This is a genomic window from Streptomyces sp. S07_1.15, assembly GCF_020739505.1.
Classification (GTDB): Bacteria; Actinomycetota; Actinomycetes; order Streptomycetales; family Streptomycetaceae; genus Streptomyces; species Streptomyces xinghaiensis.
In genome coordinates, this window is record NZ_JAJBZK010000001.1 from 4,364,155 (window position 1) to 4,386,567 (window position 22,413).

General features: G+C 73.7%; 13 protein-coding genes and 1 tRNA gene. 8 read left to right on the plus strand and 6 right to left on the minus strand.

Annotated features, from left to right (window positions below):
• Positions 1-84 precede the first annotated feature (84 nt).
• The 3 genes from glmU to LIX60_RS18895 form a co-directional block, all read right to left on the minus strand.
• Complete coding sequence (gene glmU, locus LIX60_RS18885) at positions 85-1,539, minus strand: bifunctional UDP-N-acetylglucosamine diphosphorylase/glucosamine-1-phosphate N-acetyltransferase GlmU (RefSeq protein WP_227959499.1); 1,455 nt, start codon at positions 1,537-1,539, stop codon at positions 85-87.
• 114 nt (positions 1,540-1,653) lie between these two features.
• Positions 1,654-1,725 (minus strand) — tRNA-Gln (locus LIX60_RS18890).
• Between the two features lie 29 nt (positions 1,726-1,754).
• Positions 1,755-2,648 carry a hypothetical protein gene (locus tag LIX60_RS18895; protein ID WP_227959500.1) on the minus strand — a complete coding sequence of 298 codons (894 nt, stop codon included), beginning with the start codon at positions 2,646-2,648 and terminating at the stop codon, positions 1,755-1,757.
• A gap of 154 nt (positions 2,649-2,802) precedes the next feature.
• On the opposite strand from LIX60_RS18895, the gene LIX60_RS18900 reads away from it, so the two are divergent.
• A complete protein-coding gene (locus LIX60_RS18900) occupies positions 2,803-4,311 on the plus strand; it encodes a sensor histidine kinase (protein ID WP_227959501.1) in 1,509 nt (502 codons plus the stop codon).
• Positions 4,312-4,454: 143 nt separating this feature from the next.
• Here the strand turns inward: LIX60_RS18900 and LIX60_RS18905 are convergent, their stop codons facing one another.
• The 3 genes from LIX60_RS18905 to LIX60_RS18915 form a co-directional block, all read right to left on the minus strand.
• Positions 4,455-5,549, minus strand: coding sequence for a cellulose-binding protein (locus LIX60_RS18905; protein ID WP_227959502.1), 1,095 nt, complete (start codon positions 5,547-5,549; stop codon positions 4,455-4,457).
• A gap of 257 nt (positions 5,550-5,806) precedes the next feature.
• Entirely contained in the window at positions 5,807-8,500 is a 2,694-nt protein-coding gene (locus LIX60_RS18910) for an SUKH-4 family immunity protein (protein ID WP_227959503.1), read from the minus strand.
• Positions 8,501-8,505: 5 nt separating this feature from the next.
• Positions 8,506-9,513: an SMI1/KNR4 family protein gene (locus tag LIX60_RS18915; protein WP_227959504.1), complete on the minus strand. Its 1,008-nt coding sequence runs from the start codon at positions 9,511-9,513 to the stop codon at positions 8,506-8,508.
• A 417-nt stretch (positions 9,514-9,930) separates the two neighbouring features.
• On the opposite strand from LIX60_RS18915, the gene LIX60_RS18920 reads away from it, so the two are divergent.
• From LIX60_RS18920 to LIX60_RS18950, 7 genes are all read left to right on the plus strand, one after another.
• The gene (locus tag LIX60_RS18920) at positions 9,931-10,455 is read left to right on the plus strand and encodes a YwqJ-related putative deaminase (protein WP_227959505.1); all 525 of its coding nucleotides are present in this window, start codon (positions 9,931-9,933) and stop codon (positions 10,453-10,455) included.
• 1 nt (position 10,456) lies between these two features.
• Positions 10,457-10,978: an SUKH-3 domain-containing protein gene (locus LIX60_RS18925; protein WP_227959506.1), complete on the plus strand. Its 522-nt coding sequence runs from the start codon at positions 10,457-10,459 to the stop codon at positions 10,976-10,978.
• 645 nt (positions 10,979-11,623) lie between these two features.
• The gene (locus LIX60_RS18930) at positions 11,624-12,493 is read left to right on the plus strand and encodes an ABC transporter ATP-binding protein (RefSeq protein WP_227959507.1); all 870 of its coding nucleotides are present in this window, start codon (positions 11,624-11,626) and stop codon (positions 12,491-12,493) included.
• Positions 12,493-15,057, plus strand: a complete 2,565-nt coding sequence (locus tag LIX60_RS18935) for an ABC transporter permease (RefSeq protein ID WP_227959509.1) — start codon at positions 12,493-12,495, stop codon at positions 15,055-15,057. Before LIX60_RS18930 ends, LIX60_RS18935 begins: the two co-directional genes overlap by 1 nt.
• 285 nt (positions 15,058-15,342) lie before the next feature.
• A complete protein-coding gene (locus tag LIX60_RS18940; protein WP_227959511.1) occupies positions 15,343-15,762 on the plus strand; it encodes a hypothetical protein in 420 nt (139 codons plus the stop codon).
• Between the two features lie 271 nt (positions 15,763-16,033).
• Positions 16,034-19,579 (plus strand): transcription-repair coupling factor, encoded by a 3,546-nt coding sequence (gene mfd, locus LIX60_RS18945; RefSeq protein ID WP_227959513.1) that lies wholly within the window; start codon positions 16,034-16,036, stop codon positions 19,577-19,579.
• Positions 19,580-19,618: 39 nt separating this feature from the next.
• Entirely contained in the window at positions 19,619-22,339 is a 2,721-nt protein-coding gene (locus tag LIX60_RS18950) for an HAD-IC family P-type ATPase (RefSeq protein ID WP_227959514.1), read from the plus strand.
• The last annotated feature ends 74 nt before the right edge of the window (positions 22,340-22,413 follow it).

Sequence of the window (22,413 nt, forward strand, 5' to 3'; positions counted from 1 at the left end):
GACATCAAACTCTGGGGGAACAGGGGGCGCACTTTGGGTGCAGTTCTCACGGTACGCCCAGCGCGGCGCACCCCGGCACGAGGGCTAGGCCCCGTCACCCTCCTCCTGAGCTGCGGAAGCCGCCTGCGCGGCGGCGCTCCCGGGACGCTTCCGGGCCACCCAGCCCTCGATATTCCGCTGCTGGCCCCGGGCCACGGCCAGCGAACCCGGCGGCACATCACGCGTGATGACCGACCCCGCGGCCGTGTAGGCCCCGTCCCCGATGGTGACGGGAGCCACAAACATGTTGTCCGAACCCGTCTTGCAATGTGAGCCGACCGTCGTCCGGTGTTTGCTCTCACCGTCGTAGTTCACAAAGACGCTCGCCGCCCCGATGTTGGAGAACTCCCCGATCGTCGCATCACCCACATACGACAGATGCGGCACCTTCGTCCCCTCACCGATCTGCGAGTTCTTCATCTCGACGAACGTGCCCGCCTTCGCCTTCCGCGCCAGCCGCGTCCCCGGCCGCAGATACGCGTACGGGCCCACCGACACCTCCGGGCCGATCTCCGCCCCGTCCGCGACCGTCCGCACCACCCGGGCGCCCGCACCCACCGACGTGTCCGTCAGCGTGCAGTCCGGACCCACCTCCGCGCCCGCCGCCACACGCGTCGCACCGTGCAACTGCGTACCCGGGTGGACCACCGCGTCCGGCTCGAACACCACCGTCGCGTCCAGCCACGTCGTCGCCGGATCCACCACCGTCACCCCGGCGAGCATCGCCGCCTCCAGCAGCCGGTCGTTCAGCAACCGCCGCGCCTGCGCCAGCTGCACGCGGTTGTTGATGCCCAGGATCTCCCGGTGGTCGGCCGCCACGGCCGCGCCCACCCGGTGCCCCGCCTCGCGGAGAATCCCCAGCACATCGGTGAGGTACTCCTCGCCCTGGCTGTTGTCGGTGCGGAGCTTGCCCAGCGCGTCCGCCAGCAGCCGGCCGTCGAACGCGAAGACCCCGGAGTTGATCTCCGTGATCGCGCGCTGCTCGTCCGTGGCGTCCTTGTGCTCGACGATCGCGGTGACGGCGCCGTCCGCCGGGTCGCGCACGATGCGGCCGTAGCCGGTGGAGTCCGGTACCTCGGCGGTGAGGACGGTCACGGCGTTGCCGTCCGCGGCATGGGTGCCGGCGAGGCTCCGCAGCGTGGCCCCGGTGAGCAGCGGGGTGTCGCCGCAGACCACCACCACGGTGCCGTCGGCCGCGCGGCCGGCCGCGGCCAGGGACTCCAGCCCCATCCGCACGGCGTGCCCGGTGCCGTTCTGCTCGTACTGCACGGCCGTCGTCGCGGCGGGGTCGATCCCGGCCAGATGCGCGGCGACCTGCTCGCGGGCGTGGCCCACGACCACGACGAGCTGCTCGGGATCGAGTTCACGGGAAGCGGCGACGACGTGTCCGACGAGGGAGCGGCCGCAAATGCTGTGCAGGACCTTGGGAGTGGCCGACTTCATACGGGTGCCCTCACCCGCGGCGAGGACGACGACGGCTGCCGGGCGGTTGACGCTCACGGGTGTGCCCTTCGGCTTCGGATGGTGGACACCCGCAGGATACCGGGGTGTTTCGGCCCGGAACGCGCGCGGGCCCCGGCCGTGCGGCCGGGGCCCGTGAGAGGTGGTGATCAGCTCCGCTGCCAGGACTCGAACCCGGACTTAGGCCACCAAAAGACCCAGTGCTGCCCATTACACCACAGCGGATGGCATAAGTGGCCAATTCGGACATTTGGTTAAGCTGTCCGCTCGGCCGCTACTACTATGCCGTACCACCAGCCTTCGACGCGACGGTATAGATCGGCGCTGTCGTTCACGCGGATGGCAAGGCAGCCGTAGTAGTTGTCACCCGTATTCCTCCGGGTGGTTCTCGGGTTGTGCTTCTTCAGGGCCGTCTTGCCGAACTGGTCCGGGGCGGCACCGGTGTGCTCCAGCCAGAAGTGCTCGGCACGGCCGATGTCCGCCGACTCGTGGATGTTGAGGGAGTAGCGTCGCTGCCCAGCGGTCACTCCGAGTAGATCCAGCCAGGCCAGGAACGTGGACACCATGCCCGGATCGCTGTTGACGAAGACGACTTTCTCGCGCCGGTCGTACGGCTTGTCCTTCGCGCCCTCCGCCCAGTACAGGCCGACGCCGATCAGGAAGAGCTCCCGCCGGCTGAGGTTGCCGATCTCGTACGCGGCCGAGAGTTTTGTCTGCCAGCGCTCGAAGTTTCGCCGGTGCAGCATGGCCTCCCGGCTCCTCTGCGCCGCCGCGGAGGCCTCGACCGGTGTCCTGGGGGCCCGTTCCGGCTTCGGCAGGTCGCGTACCCAGAGTGAGATCGAGCTCTTCGAGCAGCCCAGTTCGAGCTGGATCTCGTCGTAGGTCATCCCGCGTGAGCGCATCTCACGGGCCGCGGCGCGCAGGTCGTCCTTGGCGTTGGGCCGTTTCGTCCAGTCCGGTGGGGGCTCGCCGTCGAGCAGGCGGTTGAGCAGGTTGTTGTTGTGCACCTTCAGCCGGTCGCGGATCTGCCTGCGGCTCAGTCCTTCTCTGCGCAGTGCGACGGCTCGTTCCCGCAGGTCCTCGAAGGTCGCGGAGCCGTCCCGGAGTCCGCCCGTGCCATCGCCGTCGCGGCGTCGTACGTCGGTCATGGGATCAGGGTCGGCCGTCCGTATGTGCGGGTGGGCGGAAATACGGGCGATTCAGCAGTTCGGGTGGAAGTCGCAGAAATCGACCGCGTTCGAGTCCGGTTTGTGTGGATGCCCCGCTCCGGTATCCGTGGAGTGCGGCCTTAGGGTGGACGTTATGACCACATCGGGGGTAGTAGAAGCCGCGGAATCGGGCGCTCGGGGCGCGCCCGCGGGGCCGTGGTGGTGGGAGCGGCGGCGCGGGATGGCGCTGGACGTCGCGCTGACGGTGGCGTCGGTCGTGGAGTGTGCGGCGGAGGGGTACGCGTTCGCCGGTGAGGCGCGGATTCCGGTGGTGCTGGGGGTGCTGCTGGGCGTGGTGGCGGGGTCGGTGCTGCTGGTGCGGCGGCGCTGGCCGATCGCGGTGGTGCTGGTGGCGGTGGCGGTCTCGCCGGCGGAGATGGGGCTGCTGCTGGGGCTGGTGGGCCTGTACACGCTGGCGGCGTCGGAGGTGCCGCGGCGGATCACGGCGGTGCTGGCGGGCATGTCGATGGCCGGGACGCTGCTGGTGACGTTCATCCAGTTCCAGCGGGACCTGGGGCAGCAAGAGGAGTATGTGGCGCCGGAGTGGGTGGTGCTGCTGGCGCCGGTGCTGATGTCGCTGGGGCTGACCGCGCCGCCGGTGTTCCTGGGGTTGTACGTGGGGGCGCGGCGGCGGCTGGTGGAGAGTCTGCGGGAGCGTGCGGACGGTCTGGAGCGGGAGCTGTCGCTGCTGGCCGAGCGGGCGGAGGAGCGTGCCGAGTGGGCGCGGGACGAGGAGCGCCGGCGGATCGCGCGGGAGATGCACGACGTGGTGGCGCACCGGGTGAGTCTGATGGTGGTGCATGCGGCGGCTCTGCAGGCGGTCGCGGTGAAGGACCCGGAGCGGGCGGTGAAGAACGCGGGTCTGGTGGGGGATCTGGGGCGGCAGGCGCTGACGGAGTTGCGGGAGATGCTGGGGGTGCTGCGCTCGGGGTCGGCGGTGAAGGCGGATGCGGAGCCGGGCGCGGGCCCGGATGCGGGTTCGCGGGCGGGGGCCGGTCCGGGTGCGGGGTCCGGCCCGGGCGCCGGGCGGCCGGTGGCGGCTCCGGGGGGCGACGGGGGTGGCGGGCGCGCGGCCGGGGGTGCGGAGCGGGTGGCCGTGCCGGCCGGGGCCGTGGTGTCTCCGGAGGTGCGGGGTGCGGGGCCGGGTGCGGCTGTGGCGGTGGAGTCGGTGCCGCGGCCGTCCACAACGGCGGAGCAGGCCGAGGGGCCGGGGCTGGGTGACCTGGAGGTTCTCGTCGGTGAGTCCCGGGCGGCCGGGATGGTGGTGGAGTTCTCCGTGGAGGGGGAGGCGGCCCGGGAGCGGGCGCCGCAGGTGGAGCAGACGGCCTACCGGGTGGTGCAGGAGGCGTTGACGAATGTGCACAAGCACGCGGCGGGTGCGGAGATACGGGTGCGGTTGGCGCACCGGGAGTCCGAGGTCGCGGTGCTGGTGGAGAACGGTCCGGCGGCGGAGGGCGGTTCCGACGCGCGGTTGCCCAGTGGCGGGAACGGTCTGGTGGGGATGCGGGAGCGGGTGACGGCGCTGGGGGGCGGTTTCGTGTTCGGCCCGACGGACTCGGGGGGGTTCCGGGTGTCGGCGGTGCTGCCGGACCGGAGCGGCTGAGACCGGTTCGGAGCGGATGCCCCTGAGTGGGCTGGGGGCGGCCCGGAGCGGTTGGGGCCCTGAGCGGCTGAGGGCGGCCGGGCCGGTTGCCGGTGCTGCCGTTCTGGTGTCCGGTGCCGACGGGTGCGGTGCTCGCTCAGTCCTCAGTCCTCAGTGCCGGGGGCCGGGGCCGGGCCGGGTACGGATCCGCTGTCGGGGGTGGGGCTCCGGTCGCGGGAGGGATCCGGGCGGTGTTCCGTGCCGCTGGCCGGAGGCTGCTCCTCGGTGCGGGGCCCGGGGCGTTCCGGGGTGTGGTCTCCGGCCGGGTCCCGAGGGTGTTCGCCGGCGCCTGCCCGGGGGTGGTCGGTGTCGCGGCGGGTGCCGCGGCCGGTGATGGTGGCCAGGCTGGTGCGGATGTGTTCCATCTGGGCGCGGAGGGTGTCGCGGCGGCTGGCGTGGTCGCGCAGGGCGCGTTCGGTTTCGCGTTCGACGCGTTCGCGGCGGGCGTGGGCCTGGGCGATGATGTCGGCGGCCCGGGCTTCGGCTTCGTCGCGTTCGCGCCGGGCGGTGTCCTCGGCGTCGGCGTGGGTGTCGCGGGCCCGGGCGAGGAGGGTCTCGGCGCGTTCCGTCAGTTCGGTGACCTGCTTCTCGGTGGCGGCCCTGGCGGCGGAGAGTTCCCGGTCGGCGTCGGCCCGGCGGGCGGCGAGTTCGCGTTCCTGTTCGGCCTGGAGGCGGGTGGCCTGCTCGCGGGCGTCCTTGAGTGCGGCGGCTGCCTGGGCGCGTTGTTCCTGGGCGGCCCGGCGGGCGGTGGTGAGGGTCTTGCCGGCGATCTCGCGGGCGGCGGCGAGGGCCTGCTCGGCCCAGTGGTCGGCTTCCTTGCGGAGTGCGGTGGCGTCGACGCGGGCGGCGTCGCGGAGGGTGCGGGCGGTCGCGTCGGCTTCGTCGCGGAGGGTCTGGGCGGTGGCCTCGGCGCGGGCGCGGAGTTCGGCGGCCTCGGCCTCGACGGTGAGGAGGAGTTCGCGGGCGCGGGCGCCGAGGACCTCGTAGGTCTGCGGGGGGAGTTGTGCGGCGTGTTCGCGGAGCCGGGTGAGTTCGGTCTCCATGTCCTCGGCGCGGGCTGCGAGCCGGCCGGCGCGGTCGAGGGCCTCGTCGCGGGTGCCGGTGAGTTCGGCGATCGCGCGGTTGACCTGCTCCGGCCGGTAGCCGCGCCGGTGGCCGCGTACGGTGGCGATCCCGTGGGGTGACACAGTCGCACTCATTTTGAGCCCTTTCGTCCCGATTGTGAGATCCGCTCCGGCGCATATCTTTCCGATGCGGGTCAGGCGCCCATAACGCGACACTCCGCCCTTCCGTCCCTGTTCAAGGATGCGGCATCGGCCGCGAAGCCGGAATGGGGTCCGGTGCGGCGGGGTGGGCACGGCGGGGGCCGGGCCGTGTGAGGACGCCGCCGGGTGCCCGGGGTTGCCGGGGCACCCGGCGGCGTACCGGGAGGGACGAGGGCGGCGGGCCGCCGGGGTCAGAGCAGTCCGTCCCACATCTGTTCGAGGATGACGGACCACCAGCTCTCGGGGGACGACAGGCAGGCGGGGTCGAGGGCGATCAGCTGGGCTTGGAAGTCGACGGTCCAGCGGCCGGCCTGTTCGGGCGTCAGCCCGTAGCGCAGCCGCCACATGCGGCCGAGCATGGCCATGCAGCGGACGAATTCGGGCAGTCCGGTGTTGACGAACTGCGGGGGCACCGGCTGTCCGCCCGGCCCCGCCTCGATGGGGACGGCGACGATGTTGGCCGTGCCGTACTGCACGCACAGCTGGCGGCCGAAGTCGCTGCCCATGACGAGGTACGAGCCGGCGTCCGGGGCGGGCTGCACGCCGCGTTCGGCCGCCAGTTCGGCCAGGGTCGGCACGGGGCGGCCGGGCTGGGCCTGGGCCCAGAAGAACGGGCCGAAGTCCACCGGCAGTCCGGCCCACACCAGGGTCTGCGCGACGATGTCGGGCACGCCCTGCCGGGACACCGCGTGCTGGTCGAACCGGAAGAGCCCCTGCGGGCCGAAGGACTGGGCCAGTTCGTGGGCGAGGCCCTCGGCCGGCACCGGCGGGATCGGCGGCACCTGGCCGGGGTGCGGCAGCGGCACCCGGTTCGGCGCGGGGCGTGCCGGGCCGTCGGCCACCTGGTGCAACTCGCCCTGGTGCTCGATCAGATGGCGTACGCCCTGCTGCCGTGTGGCGTGGTCACGGCCGTAGGGGGCGGTGTGGCTGATCCGCACCTGGGGGAAGGTCTCGCGGACCATCCGGGCGCAGTAACCGCCGGGCAGGTCGCAGGACTCCAGTTCGGTGTGGAGTTCCAGCACCTGCTGCGGCGGGACGTTCTGCGCGCGCAGTTCGTGCAGGATCTGCCACTCCGGGTGCGGGGTGCCGTAGGCGGAGCGGCGGATGATCTGCTGCTCCGAGCCGTCCTGGGCGCGGTAGCGGAGGACGGCCATATAGCCGGGGCCCACCATGGGCGGGCCGGCCGGTGCCTGCGGGTAGCCGTACGCGCCCGGGGCGGGCGGCGGTGGCGGCGGCTGGGCGCCGGGTGGCCTACCCGGGGCGCCGGGCGGGCCCGGGGGGTGCGGTGCCCCCGGGGCGGCGGGGCCGGCGGGGTTGGGTCCGGCGAGCATGGTCGCCTGGTAGTGCGGGTCGCCGCCGGGGGCGCCCGGCCCACCGGATGCGCCGGGGGTACCGGGAGGGCCGGGAGGTGGCGGGGTGCCCGCGCCGGCGCCCGGGGTGCCGGGCGGGCCGGGAGGATGGGGTGCTCCCGGGGCGGCGGGGCCGGCGGGGTTGGGTCCGGCGAGCATGGTCGCCTGGTAGTGCGGGTCGCCGCCGGAGGCGCCCGGCGTACCCGGAGTGCCGGGGGTGCCGGGCGGCCCGGGGGGTGGCGGGGTGCCCGCGCCGGGGGTGCCGGGCGGGCCCGGGGGATGGGGTGCTCCCGGGGTGGCGGGGCCGCCCGGGTTCGGTCCGGCGAGCATGGTGGCGGCATGATGCGCGCCGCCACCCGGTGCGCCGGGTGCGGGGGGCGGCGGGGGAGTGCCGGGGGCGCCGGACGCTCCCGGGGCTCCCGGGGGGCCGGGCGGCGGGGGCGCACCCGTGCCCGGGGCCTGCGGGGCCTGCTGGGCCTGGGGGGCTTGCGGGGCCCGCGGCGTGCCGCCCGGAGCCGGGGCGCCGCCGGTACCGGTGCCGCCCGGGGTGGACGGTTCACCGACGGCCGGGGCGACGGTGGTGCGGGGCAACTGGCTGCCCCCGGACATCAGTTCCGTCCGGTCGTGCGCCCGCGAACTCTGCTGCGGGCCTGCGGTCTCGTCTCCGTCCTCGCCGGCCAGGGGCGGCGCGAAGACGGTGGCTGGGAGGTCGACGGAGGCGTCGTCGGGCCCCGCGGTGATGTCGGTGCCGGCCCAGGGGGTGCCGCCGGGAGGAGCGGCGGGGCCGGGTACGGCGCCGGGGGCGGCCGGGGTGGCGCCGTCCCCCGTGGAGGGGCCCGGGGTGTTCCCGGCGGCGGAGCCCGTTCCGCCCGGGGAGCCGGAGGCGCCGGACGAGCCGGCCTCGGGCCAGGCGGTGCCCGCGACGGGCGTGCCGCCGGACGGGGCGGCCGCGGCGGGGGCGGGGTGCGTGGCGGGGCCGGTGCCCGCGCCCGGAGCCGCGCCGGCACCCGGGCCGGATCCCGCGCCGGAGACGGTGCCGGAGCCCGCTCCCGAGGTGCCGCCGGGGCCCGGGCCCGCAGCGGTGCCCGGGCCCGTGTCCGCGCCCGCCGCCGGTCCGGAGCCCGGGGCCGGCGCGGCGGAGTCCCGCCTGCGGTCGGGGATGCCGATCTGGTCGGCGGCGTCCTGGAGCCACTGCGGAGGTGTCAGCAGGAAGGAGGTGGCCTCCAGGTCGACCCGCTGCGGCCGTTCGGCCGGTTCGTCGCCGGTGTCGAGGGGGGCCGCGCCGTAGCGCTCCTCGTAGTGGCGGATGATCTCGCCGACCGGGAGCGCGGGCCACAGGGTGGCGTCGCCGCTGTCCCGGGCGATGACGAGCCGGGACCGGCCGCCGTCCGAGGTGGGGCCGTCCTCGCGGTCCTCGGCCCAGACCACGAAGCCCAGGTCGAACTCGCGTACCTTCACCTCGCGGTGCTGGTACGCGGGGACGTCGCCGTTGATCCACTCCTCGGCGCGCTCCTGCGCCTGTGCGAAGGTCACCATCGCGCTCATCCCTCCACCGGGACGGCGTACGCGAAGCCGCCGTCCACCATCAGGTTGGCCACGGTCTCCAGTTCGGGCGGGCTGCCCGCCAGCCGCCGCAGGAAGTCGTCGAAGTCGTCGCCGCAGGGCAGCAGGAGCTGTTCGACCCGCTCCTGGACGGTGAGGCCGTCGTGGTCGCGCGCGTCGTCGTAGGCGCAGAACCACACCGAGCCGAGCGCCGACCCCTTCACCTTGACCGCGAGGATGCCGCCCTGGACGAAGGCGACGCCCAGATAGTCCTTGGTGAGGTGGTCGCGCAGGCACTTGTTGACGTAGACGAGGTCGTTGACGGCGGCCTCGTCGCGCACCGTGAAGAACGGCTGGTCGACGAGGAGGCCCAGTCCGGCGTCGAGCGCGGCGCCGACCGGCGCGCAGCCGCCCGCCGCCTTGAGGAAGGAGCGGTAGGCACCGGGCAGCCGGTAGCCGAGGTCCTCCTCGGCGCCGAGGACCTGCGCCTCGGTGACGGACAGGGCGCCCTTGGGCAGCCCGAGGTGGGCGGGCCGGGTCTCCTGCAGGGGGCGGGTGCCGCGCTTGTCCTGGTCGACGGAGGCGGTGGCCAGTCCGCCGTGGTGCCGCAGCAGCGCCTTGACCTCGGCGGGCACGAGTTCCATCCGGCGGCTGTCCGGTACGTGGTGCCAGGTCCAGCCGTGCGGGGTGGCCACCGGCGGGAGGCTGCCCCAGAGGTCGTGGCCCGCGGCGTGCAGGGCGGCGTTGGCCGACACGTAGTCGGTGAGCCGGAGTTCGTCGACGCCGAAGCCCTCGGGCGGGTCGGCGATCTCGGCGGCCGCGCGCGCATAGGGGGCGAAGTCCGGACGGCCGTTCTCGTCGATCCGCACGCCGCCGGGGTACCGGGCGGCGCGGACCGGGTCCGGGAAGTGCACGATCTGCCCGGCGTAGGCGGTGTTGGGTGGCGCGGGGTGTTCCCCCGCCCGGGGGCTGGGAGGCGCCCCCAGCCCGGGCCGGCCTGTCGTCATGGCGGTTGCCCCCTGCTGCGTCCGATGTTGGCGCACAGCCTATGCGGTGCCGGGGGTGCGGGTCCCGTCCCGGTGACGGGGCAGGGGTGTACGCCATTCGGGGGTATTCGGTGCGGGGGCGCGGGGCCCTCGGGCGCCGGGGAGGGGCTCGTACGGGCCCGGGCCGGGTGCCCCGGGCCCCCGGAGGCGCCCGGAGTGGCTGCACCGGTGTTCGCGGGGCGGGCGCGCTTCCGTCCCCGGGCGGCCCGGGATAACCCTTTCGGGGTGTCTGTCGTCTTTCCTGTGACGACCTGTCACCCGCCGGTGACCTGCGGTCGTGCGACGCGCGGAGGGTGCCCGCCGGACTTCCTGATTTCCCCGGCGGTTTGGCAGGCTGTCCCCGCAACCAGGGGGATTGCACAGGAGGGGATCCACCGAATGAGCGCCACCCAGGACCTCCCGGCAACCCCGCCGGGTGACCCGCGGCTGCGATGGAGCAGCGACGCCGGTCCCGCGCGGCCGCCGGTTCTCCGGCACCGCCGGGACGGCATTCTGCCCGCGGTCGCCGCGGCGCTCTCCGTGCGCGGGAAGACGCTCACAGCCACGGCGGGGCGGGGTGACCGGCGGCCGGTGCTCCATCCGCTGGTCCAGGACTTCCTCGACCGGCTCGGCACGGCTCAGCGTGAACGATTCACCGGCCGCTGCCCCGAGGCCCTGCTGCTCTCCCGGCAGCTGGCCGAGGTCGAGGGTGCGCGGAGCAAGCGGGCCGCCCGCCGGCCGCTGACCCAGGGCGAGGCGCGGAAGGCGCTGAAGCAGGCCAAGTTGACGGCACGTCACATCCGGGAGGACGGCGACCCCCGGCACGGCCGGTACGCCCCGCCCTGCCGGTCCTGCACGGCGCTGCTGGCGCATTTCGGCGTCCGTGCCGTCGACCCCTCGGTGTCCGCCCCGGACAGGAGCTGATGTGCGCGCTTTCGACCGTACGGCCACCGACCGGTTCGCGGTCGCCGTGGACGCCGCTCTGCGGAAGGCGGGCTGGCGGCCGGGCCGCTGGGACATCCGGCAGGCCGAGATGTGGGCCGACGCCCTGCGCGCCCATGTGTCGCCGGCGGGCCACCGGCACACCGTGTTCCCGGCTGCCGTCGAGGCGTGGGCCGAGTTCGGGGGGCTGCGGATCGCGGGTGCCCCAGCGGGGCTCCAGGTGGCGCCCACGACCTGTCTGATCGACCCGATGTGCGGGCTGCACCTGGCGCGGACGCTCTCCGATCTGGGGCGGGCGCTGGGCACGGAGATCTGCCCGCTGGGCGAGGAGGCCCCGGGTGCGGAGCCCGGCAGCGGGCGGGCCGTTCTGGCCGTCGACAGCGAGGGGCGGGTCTACAGCCTCGACCACACCGGTGACTGGTTCCTGGGGCACAGCGTGGACGCGGCTCTCACCACCCTCGTCACCGGCGGCCGCCCGGAGCGGCTGACGGTCGACGGCGGCTGAGGGCGGCTGGGGGCGGACGGGGGCTTCCCCGCCTCCGCGACGCGGCCGGCGCCGCCGGGCTCCGGCGGGAGGTGCCGCGCTGCCCGCCGGGCGTGTGCGCCCCGTTCGGCCGGGCCGCCGCCCGCCGGGAGCGCCTCGGGGAAGCGGCGCGGGTCCGTGTACGACGCACACGTCATGGTCGGCCCGGTCCCGGGAGATGGGTGTTCCGGCTGGTCACAGGGGTGCCGGGAGCCGGGGTCGCGGTCCGCGGGGCGGCCGGTGCGGGCGGTCGGCTCCTCCACCCGGCGGAGGCCCCTAGGGGGAGATCCGTACCCACGGGAGGAGCGGTTTCGTACCGCCGGAGGACGAGGGGCGGTCCGGCCGCTCCTAATCTGGTGATGCGGTGCTCGGGGGTGCCCGGCCCGGGGCTCCGGGGTGGGGCCATCCCCACCGCGGGGACGGTGCCCCGCCCCATCGTGCCGGACGGGCCGGGGCGGCAGGCTGGAGGCAGCCGGCCGGCGCGGCACCGTCCGTACCGGCGGCCGGAACCGCGAGGCCACCCGGGACCACCGGGACCGGGTCACCGGACCACCGCACCACCGGACCACCGATCACGCGGGCCGCAGACGGCCCCGACACTGTTCGTAGCGACATAGGAGACATACCGTGACAACGGCTGTATCGAATCCCAGGACCGGGGGCAGCGGAGGACATACGGCCGTCGCGGCTCGTGCCCGCAAGGTCGTCAAGGCGTACGGCTCCGGGGAGACCCGGGTGCTGGCGCTGGACGGGGTGGACGTGGACATCGACCGCGGCCGCCTCACCGCGATCATGGGCCCCTCCGGCTCCGGCAAGTCGACCCTGATGCACTGCCTGGCCGGTCTGGACACCGTCACCGCCGGCGAGATCCACCTCGGCGACACGGAGATCACCGGCCTCAAGGACAAGAAGCTCACCCAGCTCCGCCGGGACCGGGTCGGCTTCATCTTCCAGGCGTTCAACCTGCTGCCCACGCTGAACGCCCTGGAGAACATCACCCTCCCCATGGACATCGCGGGCCGGAAGCCCGACCAGGCGTGGCTGGACCGCGTCGTGGACACCGTCGGCCTGCGGGACCGGCTGAAGCACCGGCCGACCGAGCTCTCCGGCGGCCAGCAGCAGCGGGTCGCGGTGGCGCGGGCCCTGGCCGCCCGGCCGGAGATCATCTTCGGCGACGAGCCGACCGGCAACCTCGACTCCCGGGCCGGCGCCGAGGTGCTGGGCTTCCTGCGCCGTTCCGTGGACGAGCTGGGCCAGACGATCGTGATGGTCACCCACGACCCGGTGGCCGCCGCCTACGCGGACCGGGTCCTCTACCTGGCCGACGGCCGCATCGTCGACGACATGCCGGACCCGACCGCCGAGCGGGTCCTGGAGCGGATGCTCAGCCTCTCGGCGGACGAGGGCCCCGGACGCGAGGCCCCCGGGCACGCGGCTTCCGGCGCGTCCGCACACGCCCCGTCCGGCCCGGCCGCGTCCGCCCGCGGGAGGGCGTGATGACCGTCCTCAAGACCTCGTTGCGCAACTTCGTCGCGCACAAGGGCCGCATGGTGCTCTCCGCCGTCGCGGTGCTGCTGTCGGTGGCGTTCGTGTGCGGCACGCTCGTCTTCACCGACACCATGAACACCACCTTCGACAAGCTGTTCGCCTCGACCGCCTCGGACGTCACCGTCTCGGCGAAGACCGACGAGAACGCCCAGCAGACCGGCAAGGCGCCCACCATCCCCGAGGCCACGGCCGCCCGGCTGGAGAAGCTGGACGGCGTGGAGAACGCGCAGGCGGACGTCTTCGACGAGCGCGTCACCCTCGTCGACGACCAGGGCAACAACCTCTCGCCGGACACCGGCGCCCCCACCATCGCCACCGACTGGGGGGCCGAGGAGGACTCGGTGATGGAGCTGGTCTCGGGCCACGCCCCGCGCGGCCCGACCGAGGTCCTCGTCGACTCCGACACCGCCGACCGGAAGAAGCTGGAGATCGGCGACGCCGTCAAGGTCATCTCCTTCCGGGGCACCACCGAGGCGGAGATCAGCGGTTTCGCGAAGTTCACCGCCACCAACCCCGGCGCCGCGCTGGTCTTCTTCGACCGCCCCACCGCCCAGGAGAAGCTCCTCGGCTCCACCGACCAGGTCAGCCAGGTGCTGCTGACCGCGGCCGACGGCGTCACCGACGAGCAGCTCAAGAAGGACGTCACCGCGGAGCTCGGCGCCGGCTTCGAGGTGAAGACGAAGGACGAGGCGGCGGACTCGGCCGCGGACGAGGTCGGCGGCTTCCTCGACTTCATGAAGTACGCGCTGCTCGGCTTCGCCGGGATCTCCGTCCTGGTCGGCATCTTCCTGATCGTCAACACCTTCTCCATGCTGGTCGCCCAGCGGACCCGCGAGATCGGCCTGATGCGCGCCATCGGGGCCAGCCGCAAGCAGGTCAACCGCTCCGTGCTCACCGAGGCGCTGCTGCTGGGCCTGGTCGGCTCGCTGCTGGGCATCGGCGCGGGCATCGGCATCGCCATCGCCCTGATGGAACTCATGGGCCTGGTCGGGATGAACCTCGACACCTCCGACCTGACCGTCAAGGCGACCACGCCCCTGATCGGTCTGGTGCTCGGTGTCGTCGTCACCGTCGTCGCCGCCTACCTCCCGGCCCGCCGGGCGGGGAAGGTCTCGCCGATGGCCGCCCTGCGCGACGCGGGCACCCCGGCCGACGGCCGGGCCGGCCGGGTGCGGGCCGTGGCCGGGCTGGTCCTGACGGCCATTGGCGCGGCCGGGCTCGTCCTCGCCGCGCGGGCCGACAAGGCCGGGGAGGGGGCACAGTTCCTCTCCCTGGGCATCGTGTTCAGCCTCATCGGCTTCGTGGTGATCGGACCGCTGCTCGCCGGTGTGGTGGTCCGGGCGATCAGCGTGGTCGTGCTGCGGCTCTTCGGTCCGGTGGGCCGGATGGCCGAGCGCAACGCCCTGCGCAACCCGCGCCGTACGGGCGCCACGGCCGCCGCGCTGATGATCGGCCTGGCGCTGGTCGCGGGCCTGTCCGTGGTCGGCTCCTCCATGGTGGCCTCCGCCGAGGACCAGCTCGACAAGTCGGTCGGGGCGGACTTCATCGTCGGCTCCGACACCGGTCAGCTGATCACGCCGGAGGCGGAGCGGGCGGTCAAGGACACCCCCGGGCTGGCCCATGTCACCGACTACAAGTTCGCCCGCGTCGAACTGTCCACGCCCGACGGGAAGAAGACCGAGACGGGTCTGTCCGCCGCCGATCCGACCTACGCCGAGGACCTGCGGATCGAGACCGTGGCCGGGGAGCTCTCCGCCGCCTACGGCGAGGACGCCCTGTCCGTCCCGGAGGACTTCGCCAAGGACCACGGCATCGAGCTCGGGGACACGGTCACCGCGGCCTTCACCGGCGGGAAGTCCGCGGAGCTGGAGGTGGCGGCGATCACCAGCCAGGACACCTCGGTCGACGAGGGGGCGATGTACGTCAACATCGCCACCGTCGAGCGGTACCTCCCCGAGGGCGAGATGCCGGCGAACACGATGATGTTCGCCAAGGCGGAGGAGGGCAAGGCCGACCAGGCGTACGCGGCGCTGAAGAAGAGCCTGAACGACTACCCGCAGTACAAGGTCCGCGACCAGGCCGACTACAAGGAGACCCTGCGCGACCAGATCGGCCAGCTGCTCAACATGGTCTACGGCCTGCTCGCCCTGGCGATCATCGTGGCCGTCCTCGGCGTGGTGAACACCCTCGCCCTGTCGGTCGTCGAACGCACCCGCGAGATCGGCCTGCTGCGGGCCATCGGCCTCTCCCGGCGCCAGCTGCGCCGCATGATCCGCCTGGAGTCCGTGGTCATCGCCCTCTTCGGCGCGGGCCTCGGTCTGGGCCTCGGCATGGCCTGGGGCGCGGCGACCCAGCAGCTGCTGGCCCTGGAGGGCCTGGGCGTGCTGGACATCCCCTGGCCGACGATCATCACCGTGTTCTTCGGCTCGGCGCTGGTGGGGCTGATCGCGGCCCTGGTCCCGGCGTTCCGGGCCGGGCGGATGAACGTGCTGAACGCCATCGCCACGGAGTAGCGGCCGCCGGCCGCCGCGGGCGGGCTCCGGACCGATCAGCGGTCCGGAGCCCGCTCCGTCGTCTCCGGCTCCGTCGCTCACCCGACCCGGACCCCGACCCCAACCCAGCCCCTGCCCCTCCCCCCGCTCTCAGCTCTTATGAAAAACGCTGCTTATGGGTGCTCTATCTGTTCTGCTCCGTGTCGCCCATGTGTTGGTTGATGGGCCGTTTTGATACTGGGCGCCCGCGGTCCCGCCGAGGACCCGGCCCAACCGGTGGACACCGGTCATCGAAGGGAGCACAGGATGCGGAAGAAGCGGATGCTCAGCGCGGGAGCGCTGGCTCTGGCCCTGCTGGCGGGCGGCGGCTGGGCGGCCGGTCAGGCCGGCGCCGAAGGCCAGGCGGGCACGGAAGGGCAGGCCGCCGCGGCGGACCGGGCCGGTGCGGCCGACCCGGACTGGTACCGCGGCCGCAGTGTGCGCGGCTGGGAGATCGTCGAACTGCCCAACGAGAACGTGCCCAACTTCCAGCGCCGGGTCGCCGAGTGCCCGCGCGGCAAGCGGGTCCTCGGCGGCGGTGCCGAGGCGCGGGGTGCGGACGCGATCCTGGTCGGCAGCTTCCCGACCGAGGACGGCCGCGGCTGGATCGGCCTCGGCCGGCAGAACGAGTACAGCACCGTCGGCATCAGCGTCTACGCGATCTGCGCCTACGCCCACCGCTACTGACGGCGCCCACCGCCGACGGTGCACACCACCGACGGCTCCGCCGCCCCGGCGGCGGCCATGACCCGACAGAGCACACGGCCCCGGATGCCCCACCGGCATCCGGGGCCGGAGTGCTTTCCGGGCCTCCGCCGCAGCGGGGCCACGGCTGTCCGCGCGGCGACGTAGGCTGAGAGCGTTACCCGGACCGTCCGCCCGCCCGCAGCACAGCCGCGGCGGGGACGTGCCGGGCCGTTCGCGTTGCCCATCTCCTCCCGGGACGGAATAAGCCCCCATGAGCCTGCACGGTCTGCTCGACGCCGTCGTCCGCGACCCCGCGCTCGCCGAAGCGGTGCGGGACGCCGGCGACGGCCGACGGCCGCACGTCGATCTCGTCGGCCCGCCGGCCGCCCGCCCCTTCGCCGTGGCGGCCCTGGCCCGGGACGCCGGGCGGCCCGTGCTGGCCGTCACCGCCACCGGCCGTGAGGCCGAGGACCTCGCCGCCGCCCTGCGCTGCCTGCTGCCCCCGGACGAGGTCGTGGAGTACCCCTCCTGGGAGACGCTGCCGCACGAGCGGCTCTCGCCCCGCTCCGACACCGTCGGCCGCCGCCTCGCCGTGCTGCGCCGGCTCACCCACCCCCTGGCCGACGACCCGTCCGCGGGTCCCGTGCGGGTCGTCGTCGCCCCCGTGCGCTCGGTGCTCCAGCCGCAGGTCAAGGGGCTCGGGGAGCTGGAGCCGGTCAGCCTGCGGCAGGGGGAGAGCGCCGATCTGGCCGAGATCACCGAGGCGCTGGCGGCCGCCGCGTACGCCCGGGTGGAGCTGGTCGAGAAGCGCGGCGACTTCGCCGTCCGCGGCGGCATCCTCGACGTCTTCCCGCCCACCGAGGAGCACCCCCTGCGGGTGGAGTTCTGGGGTGACGAGGCCGAGGAGATCCGTTACTTCAAGGTCGCCGACCAGCGCTCCCTGGAGGTCGCCGAGCACGGCCTGTGGGCGCCGCCCTGCCGCGAGCTGCTGCTCACCGAGGACGTGCGGCGGCGGGCCGCGGAGCTCGCCGAGCGCCGCCCGGAGCTGGGCGAACTCCTCGGCAAGATCGCCGAGGGGATCGCGGTGGAGGGCATGGAGTCCCTGGCGCCGGTCCTGGTCGACGAGATGGAACTGCTGATCGACGTCCTCCCCGAGGGCAGCATGGCCGTCGTCTGCGACCCGGAGCGGGTCCGCACCCGCGCGGCCGACCTCGTCGCCACCAGCCAGGAGTTCCTCCAGGCGTCCTGGGCGGCCACCGCCATGGCGGACACCGGCGAGGCGCCCATCGACGTGGGCGCGGCCTCCCTGCGGGGCATCGCCGAGGTCCGGGAACGGGCCCGGGAGATCGGGATGCCGTGGTGGTCGGTCAGCCCCTTCGCGGCCGACGAGGAGACCGGCTCGGACACCGTCAAGTTGGGCATGCGCGCCGCCGAGAGCTACCGCGGCGACACCGCCCGCGCGCTGGCCGACACCAAGGGCTGGCTGGCCGACGGCTGGCGCGCCGTCTACCTCACCGAGGGCCACGGCACAGCGGCCCGGATGGCCGAGGTGCTGGGCGGCGAGGGCATCCCCGCCCGGCTGGAGGACGGCCTCGGGGACGGACCGGGGGCGATCGCCCCGTCCGTCGTCCACGTCGCCTGCGGCACGCTCGACCACGGCTTCACCGACCCGGGCCTCAAGCTGGCGGTGCTCACCGAGACGGACCTCACCGGCCAGAAGACCGCCGGCAGGGACGGCGCCCGGATGCCGGCCCGCCGCCGCAAGACCATCGACCCGCTGACCCTGGAGGCGGGCGACTACATCGTCCACGAGCAGCACGGCGTGGGCCGCTATCTGGAGATGGTGCAGCGCACCGTCCAGGGCGCCACCCGCGAGTACCTGCTGGTCGAGTACGCCCCGGCGAAGCGCGGCCAGCCCGGCGACCGCCTCTACATCCCCACCGACCAGCTGGAGCAGGTCACCAAGTACGTCGGCGGCGAGGCCCCGACGCTGCACCGGCTCGGCGGCGCCGACTGGACGAAGACCAAGGCCCGCGCCAAGAAGGCCGTCAAGGAGATCGCCGCCGACCTCATCCGGCTCTATTCGGCCCGGATGGCCGCCCCCGGCCACACCTTCGGCTCCGACACCCCCTGGCAGCGCGAGCTGGAGGACGCCTTCCCGTACGCGGAGACCCCCGACCAGCTCACCACCATCGCCGAGGTCAAGGAGGACATGGAGAAGTCGGTCCCGATGGACCGGCTGATCTGCGGCGACGTCGGCTACGGCAAGACGGAGATCGCGGTACGGGCCGCCTTCAAGGCCGTCCAGGACGGCAAGCAGGTCGCGGTGCTCGTCCCCACGACCCTGCTGGTGCAGCAGCACATGGGCACCTTCTCCGAGCGCTACGCCGCCTTCCCGGTCACGGTGAAGGCGCTGTCCCGCTTCCAGACCGACGCCGAGGCGAAGGCCGTTCTGGAGGGGATGCGGGAGGGGTCCGTCGACATCGTCATCGGCACCCACCGGCTGTTCTCCTCCGAGACGAAGTTCAAGGACCTCGGGCTCGTCATCGTCGACGAGGAGCAGCGTTTCGGCGTCGAGCACAAGGAGCAGCTGAAGAAGCTCCGCGCCAATGTCGACGTGCTGACCATGTCCGCGACGCCCATTCCGCGGACCCTGGAGATGGCCGTCACCGGCATCCGGGAGATGTCCACGATCACCACTCCGCCGGAGGAGCGGCACCCGGTCCTCACCTTCGTCGGCCCGTACGACACCAAGCAGATCGGCGCCGCGATCCGCCGCGAACTGCTGCGCGAGGGGCAGGTGTTCTACATCCACAACCGGGTGGAGTCCATCGACAGGGCGGCCGCCCGGCTGCGCGAGGCCGTGCCCGAGGCGCGGATCGCGACCGCGCACGGCCAGATGTCGGAGTCGGCGCTGGAGCAGGTCGTCGTCGACTTCTGGGAGAAGAAGTTCGACGTGCTGGTGTCCACGACGATCGTCGAGTCCGGCATCGACATCGCCAACGCCAACACCCTGATCGTGGAACGGGCCGACACCTTCGGCCTCTCCCAGCTCCACCAGCTCCGGGGCCGCGTCGGCCGCAGCCGCGAGCGCGGCTACGCCTATTTCCTCTACCCGCCGGAGAAGCCGCTCACCGAGACCGCCCACGAGCGGCTGGCGACCATCGCGCAGCACACCGAGATGGGCGCGGGCATGTACGTCGCCATGAAGGACCTGGAGATCCGCGGCGCGGGCAACCTCCTCGGCGGCGAGCAGTCCGGGCACATCGCGGGCGTCGGCTTCGACCTCTACGTCCGGATGGTGGGCGAGGCGGTCGCCGACTACCGCGCCTCCCTGGAGGGCGGTGTGGAGGAGGAGCCGCCGCTGGAGGTCAAGATCGAGCTGCCGGTGGACGCGCACGTCCCGCACGACTACGCGCCCGGCGAGCGGCTGCGCCTCCAGGCGTACCGGGCGATCGCCTCGGCCACTTCCGAGGAGGACATCGCCGCCGTCCGCGAGGAGCTGACGGACCGGTACGGAAAGCTGCCGGAGCCGGTGGAGAACCTGCTGCTGGTCGCGGGCCTGCGGATGCTGGCCCGCTCCTGCGGGGTCACGGACATCACGCTCCAGGGCTCCAACATCCGCTTCGGACCGGTGGAGCTGCGGGAGTCGCAGGAGCTGCGGCTGAAGCGGCTCCACCCGCGGGCGGTGATCAAGCCGGCCACGCGGCAGCTCCTGGTGCCGCGCCCGGCGACGGCCCGGATCGGCGGCAAGCCGCTGGTCGGCCGCGAACTGCTGGCGTGGACGGGGGAGTTCCTGACGACGGTGGTGTCGTGAGGGTGGTGCTGCCGTGACGGCGGTGGATGAGGGACGGCGATGACGCCCACGGAGGGGCACCACGGACTGGCGGCCCACGAAGTGGTGATGCTGCTGGAGACGGACCCCCACCGGGGTCTGGACGAGGGGGAGGCGGCCCGGAGGCAGGAGCGCTACGGCCCCAACGTGCTGCCGGCCGCCACGGGTGGCGGCCTGCTCCTGCGGGTGCTGCGGCAGTTCCATCATCCCTTGGTCTACGTGTTGCTGGCCGCGGGCACGCTCACGGCCCTGCTGCACGAGTACACGGACTCCGCGGTGATCTTCGGCGTCGTGGTGGTCAACGCGGTCGTCGGATTCGTGCAGGAGTCGAAGGCCGAGGCCGCGCTGGACGCCCTGCGGTCGATGGTGCGGACCCGGGCCCGGGTGGTGCGCGGCGGCCGTGAGCGGATGGTGCCCTCGCAGGAGCTGGTCCCCGGTGACCTGGTGCTGGTGGAGGCGGGGGACAAGGTCCCCGCCGATGTGCGGCTGATCCGGCCGGTGTCGCTGCGGGTGGACGAGTCGGCGCTGACGGGTGAGTCGGTGCCGGTGGCGAAGGACGAGACGGTGCTGCCCGCCACGGCCGCGGTCGCCGACCGGCACAACATGCTCTACTCGGGGACGCTGGTGACCGCGGGCAGCGGCACCGGTGTCACGATCGCGACCGGTGCCGAGACCGAACTCGGGGCGATCCACCGGCTGGTGGGGTCCGCCGAGACGCTGGTCACCCCGCTGACGGCGAAGCTCAACCAGTTCAGCAAGGTGCTGACGGTGGCCATCCTGGCGCTGGCGGCGCTGACCTTCGGCATCGGCCTGGCGCGCGGGCAGGACGGGGCGGAGACCTTCACCGCCGCGGTGGCCCTGGCCGTGGGCGCGATCCCCGAGGGGCTGCCGGCCGCGGTCACCATCACGCTGGCCATCGGGGTGGCGCGGATGGCGCGGCGCAAGGCGGTGGTCCGCCAGCTCCCGGCGGTGGAGACGCTGGGCAGCACCACGGTCATCGGCTCGGACAAGACGGGCACGCTCACCGAGAACCAGATGACGGTGCGGGCGGTGTGGACCCCGGACGGGGCCGAATACGAGGTGACCGGCTCGGGATATGCGCCCCAGGGGGAGATCGTCCACGGAACGGACGGCACCGTGGCCGCCCCCCGGCCGCGCTCGGCGCTGTGGTGGACCCTGCTGGCCGGGGCCGCCTGCAATGACGCGGCCCTCACCCACGAGGAGGGGCGGTGGGGGCTCGTCGGCGATCCGACCGAGGGCGCGCTGCTCGTCGCGGCCGCCAAGGGCGGGCTCGACCCGGCTGCGCTCCCGGGAGCGTACGCCCGGGCCAGCACCCTTCCGTTCAGCTCCGAACGGCAGTTCATGGCCACCCTCCACCGCGACCCCGGTTCCGGCGGCGGCACCGGTCATGTCGTGCTGGTCAAGGGGGCGGTCGAACGCGTTCTGCCGCTGTGCGGCGGGCGATCGGCCGCGGACGGCACCGTCCGGGAACTGGACGCGGCCGCCGTGCTGCGCGCCGCGGAGGACCTGGCGGGCCGGGGGCTGCGGGTGCTGGCCACCGCGGTGCGTACGGACCCGGACCCCCGCGCGTTCGGTGCGGAAGCGCTGGACGGCACCCTGACCCTGACCGGGCTGCAGGCGATGCTCGACCCGCCGCGCCCGGCGGCCGCGTCGGCGGTCCGGGCCTGCCACACCGCCGGGATCACGGTCAAGATGATCACCGGGGACCACGCGGCCACGGCCGGGGCCATCGCCGAGCGGCTCCATCTCTTCGGTGACGTCGGAGGCTCGCGCGGCGACGCGGGAGTGCTGACCGGCGCCGACCTGGACGCGCTGGCTGCGGAGGAGTACCCGGAGGCGGTGGACCGCGCGCGGGTCTTCGCCCGGGTCTCGCCGGAGCAGAAACTCCGGCTGGTCGAGGCGCTGCAGTCGCGCGGCCACGTGGTGGCCATGACCGGCGACGGAGTCAACGACGCTCCCGCCCTGCGCCAGGCCAACATCGGCATCGCCATGGGGCGGGGCGGCACCGAGGTCGCCAAGGAGGCGGCGGACATGGTGCTCACCGACGACGACTTCGCCACCATCGAGGCAGCCGTCGAAGAGGGCCGTGGCGTGTTCGACAACCTCACCAAGTTCATCGTGTGGACGCTGCCGACGAACATGGGCGAGGGCCTCGTCATCCTGGCGGCGATCCTGTTCGGCTCCGCGCTGCCGATCCTCCCCACCCAGATCCTGTGGATCAACATGACCACGGCCGTGGCGCTCGGCCTGATGCTCGCCTTCGAGCCGAAGGAGGCCGGGATCATGGGCCGGGCTCCGCGCGATCCGGACAGACCGCTGCTCACCGGTGCCCTGGCCTTCCGTGTCGTGCTGGTCTCCACGCTGCTCGTGGCCGGATCCTGGTGGCTGTTCAGCTGGGAGCGGGCCGAGGGCGCCGGGCTGGCGGAGGCGCGCACCGCCGCGCTCAACCTCTTCGTCGTCGTCGAGTTGTTCTATCTGTTCAGCTGCCGCTCGCTCACCCGCTCGATGTGGCACATCGGTCCGTTCAGCAATAAGTGGATCATCGGCGGTGTCACCGTGCAGGCGCTGGGCCAGCTCGCCATCACGTATCTGCCGGCCATGAACACCCTGTTCGAGACCACCCCGGTCAACGGGGAGACCTGGCTCCGCATTCTCGGCATCGCCGCCCTGTCCTCGCTCGTCGTCGCGGCCGACAAGCGTCTGCGGCGGCAGTGGGTGTAGCCGCCGGGGGCCCGCGCTCCGCACCACGGTGAGCGCCGGGGCGCGCACACGGCGGCGCCCGCACCCCCGTTCGC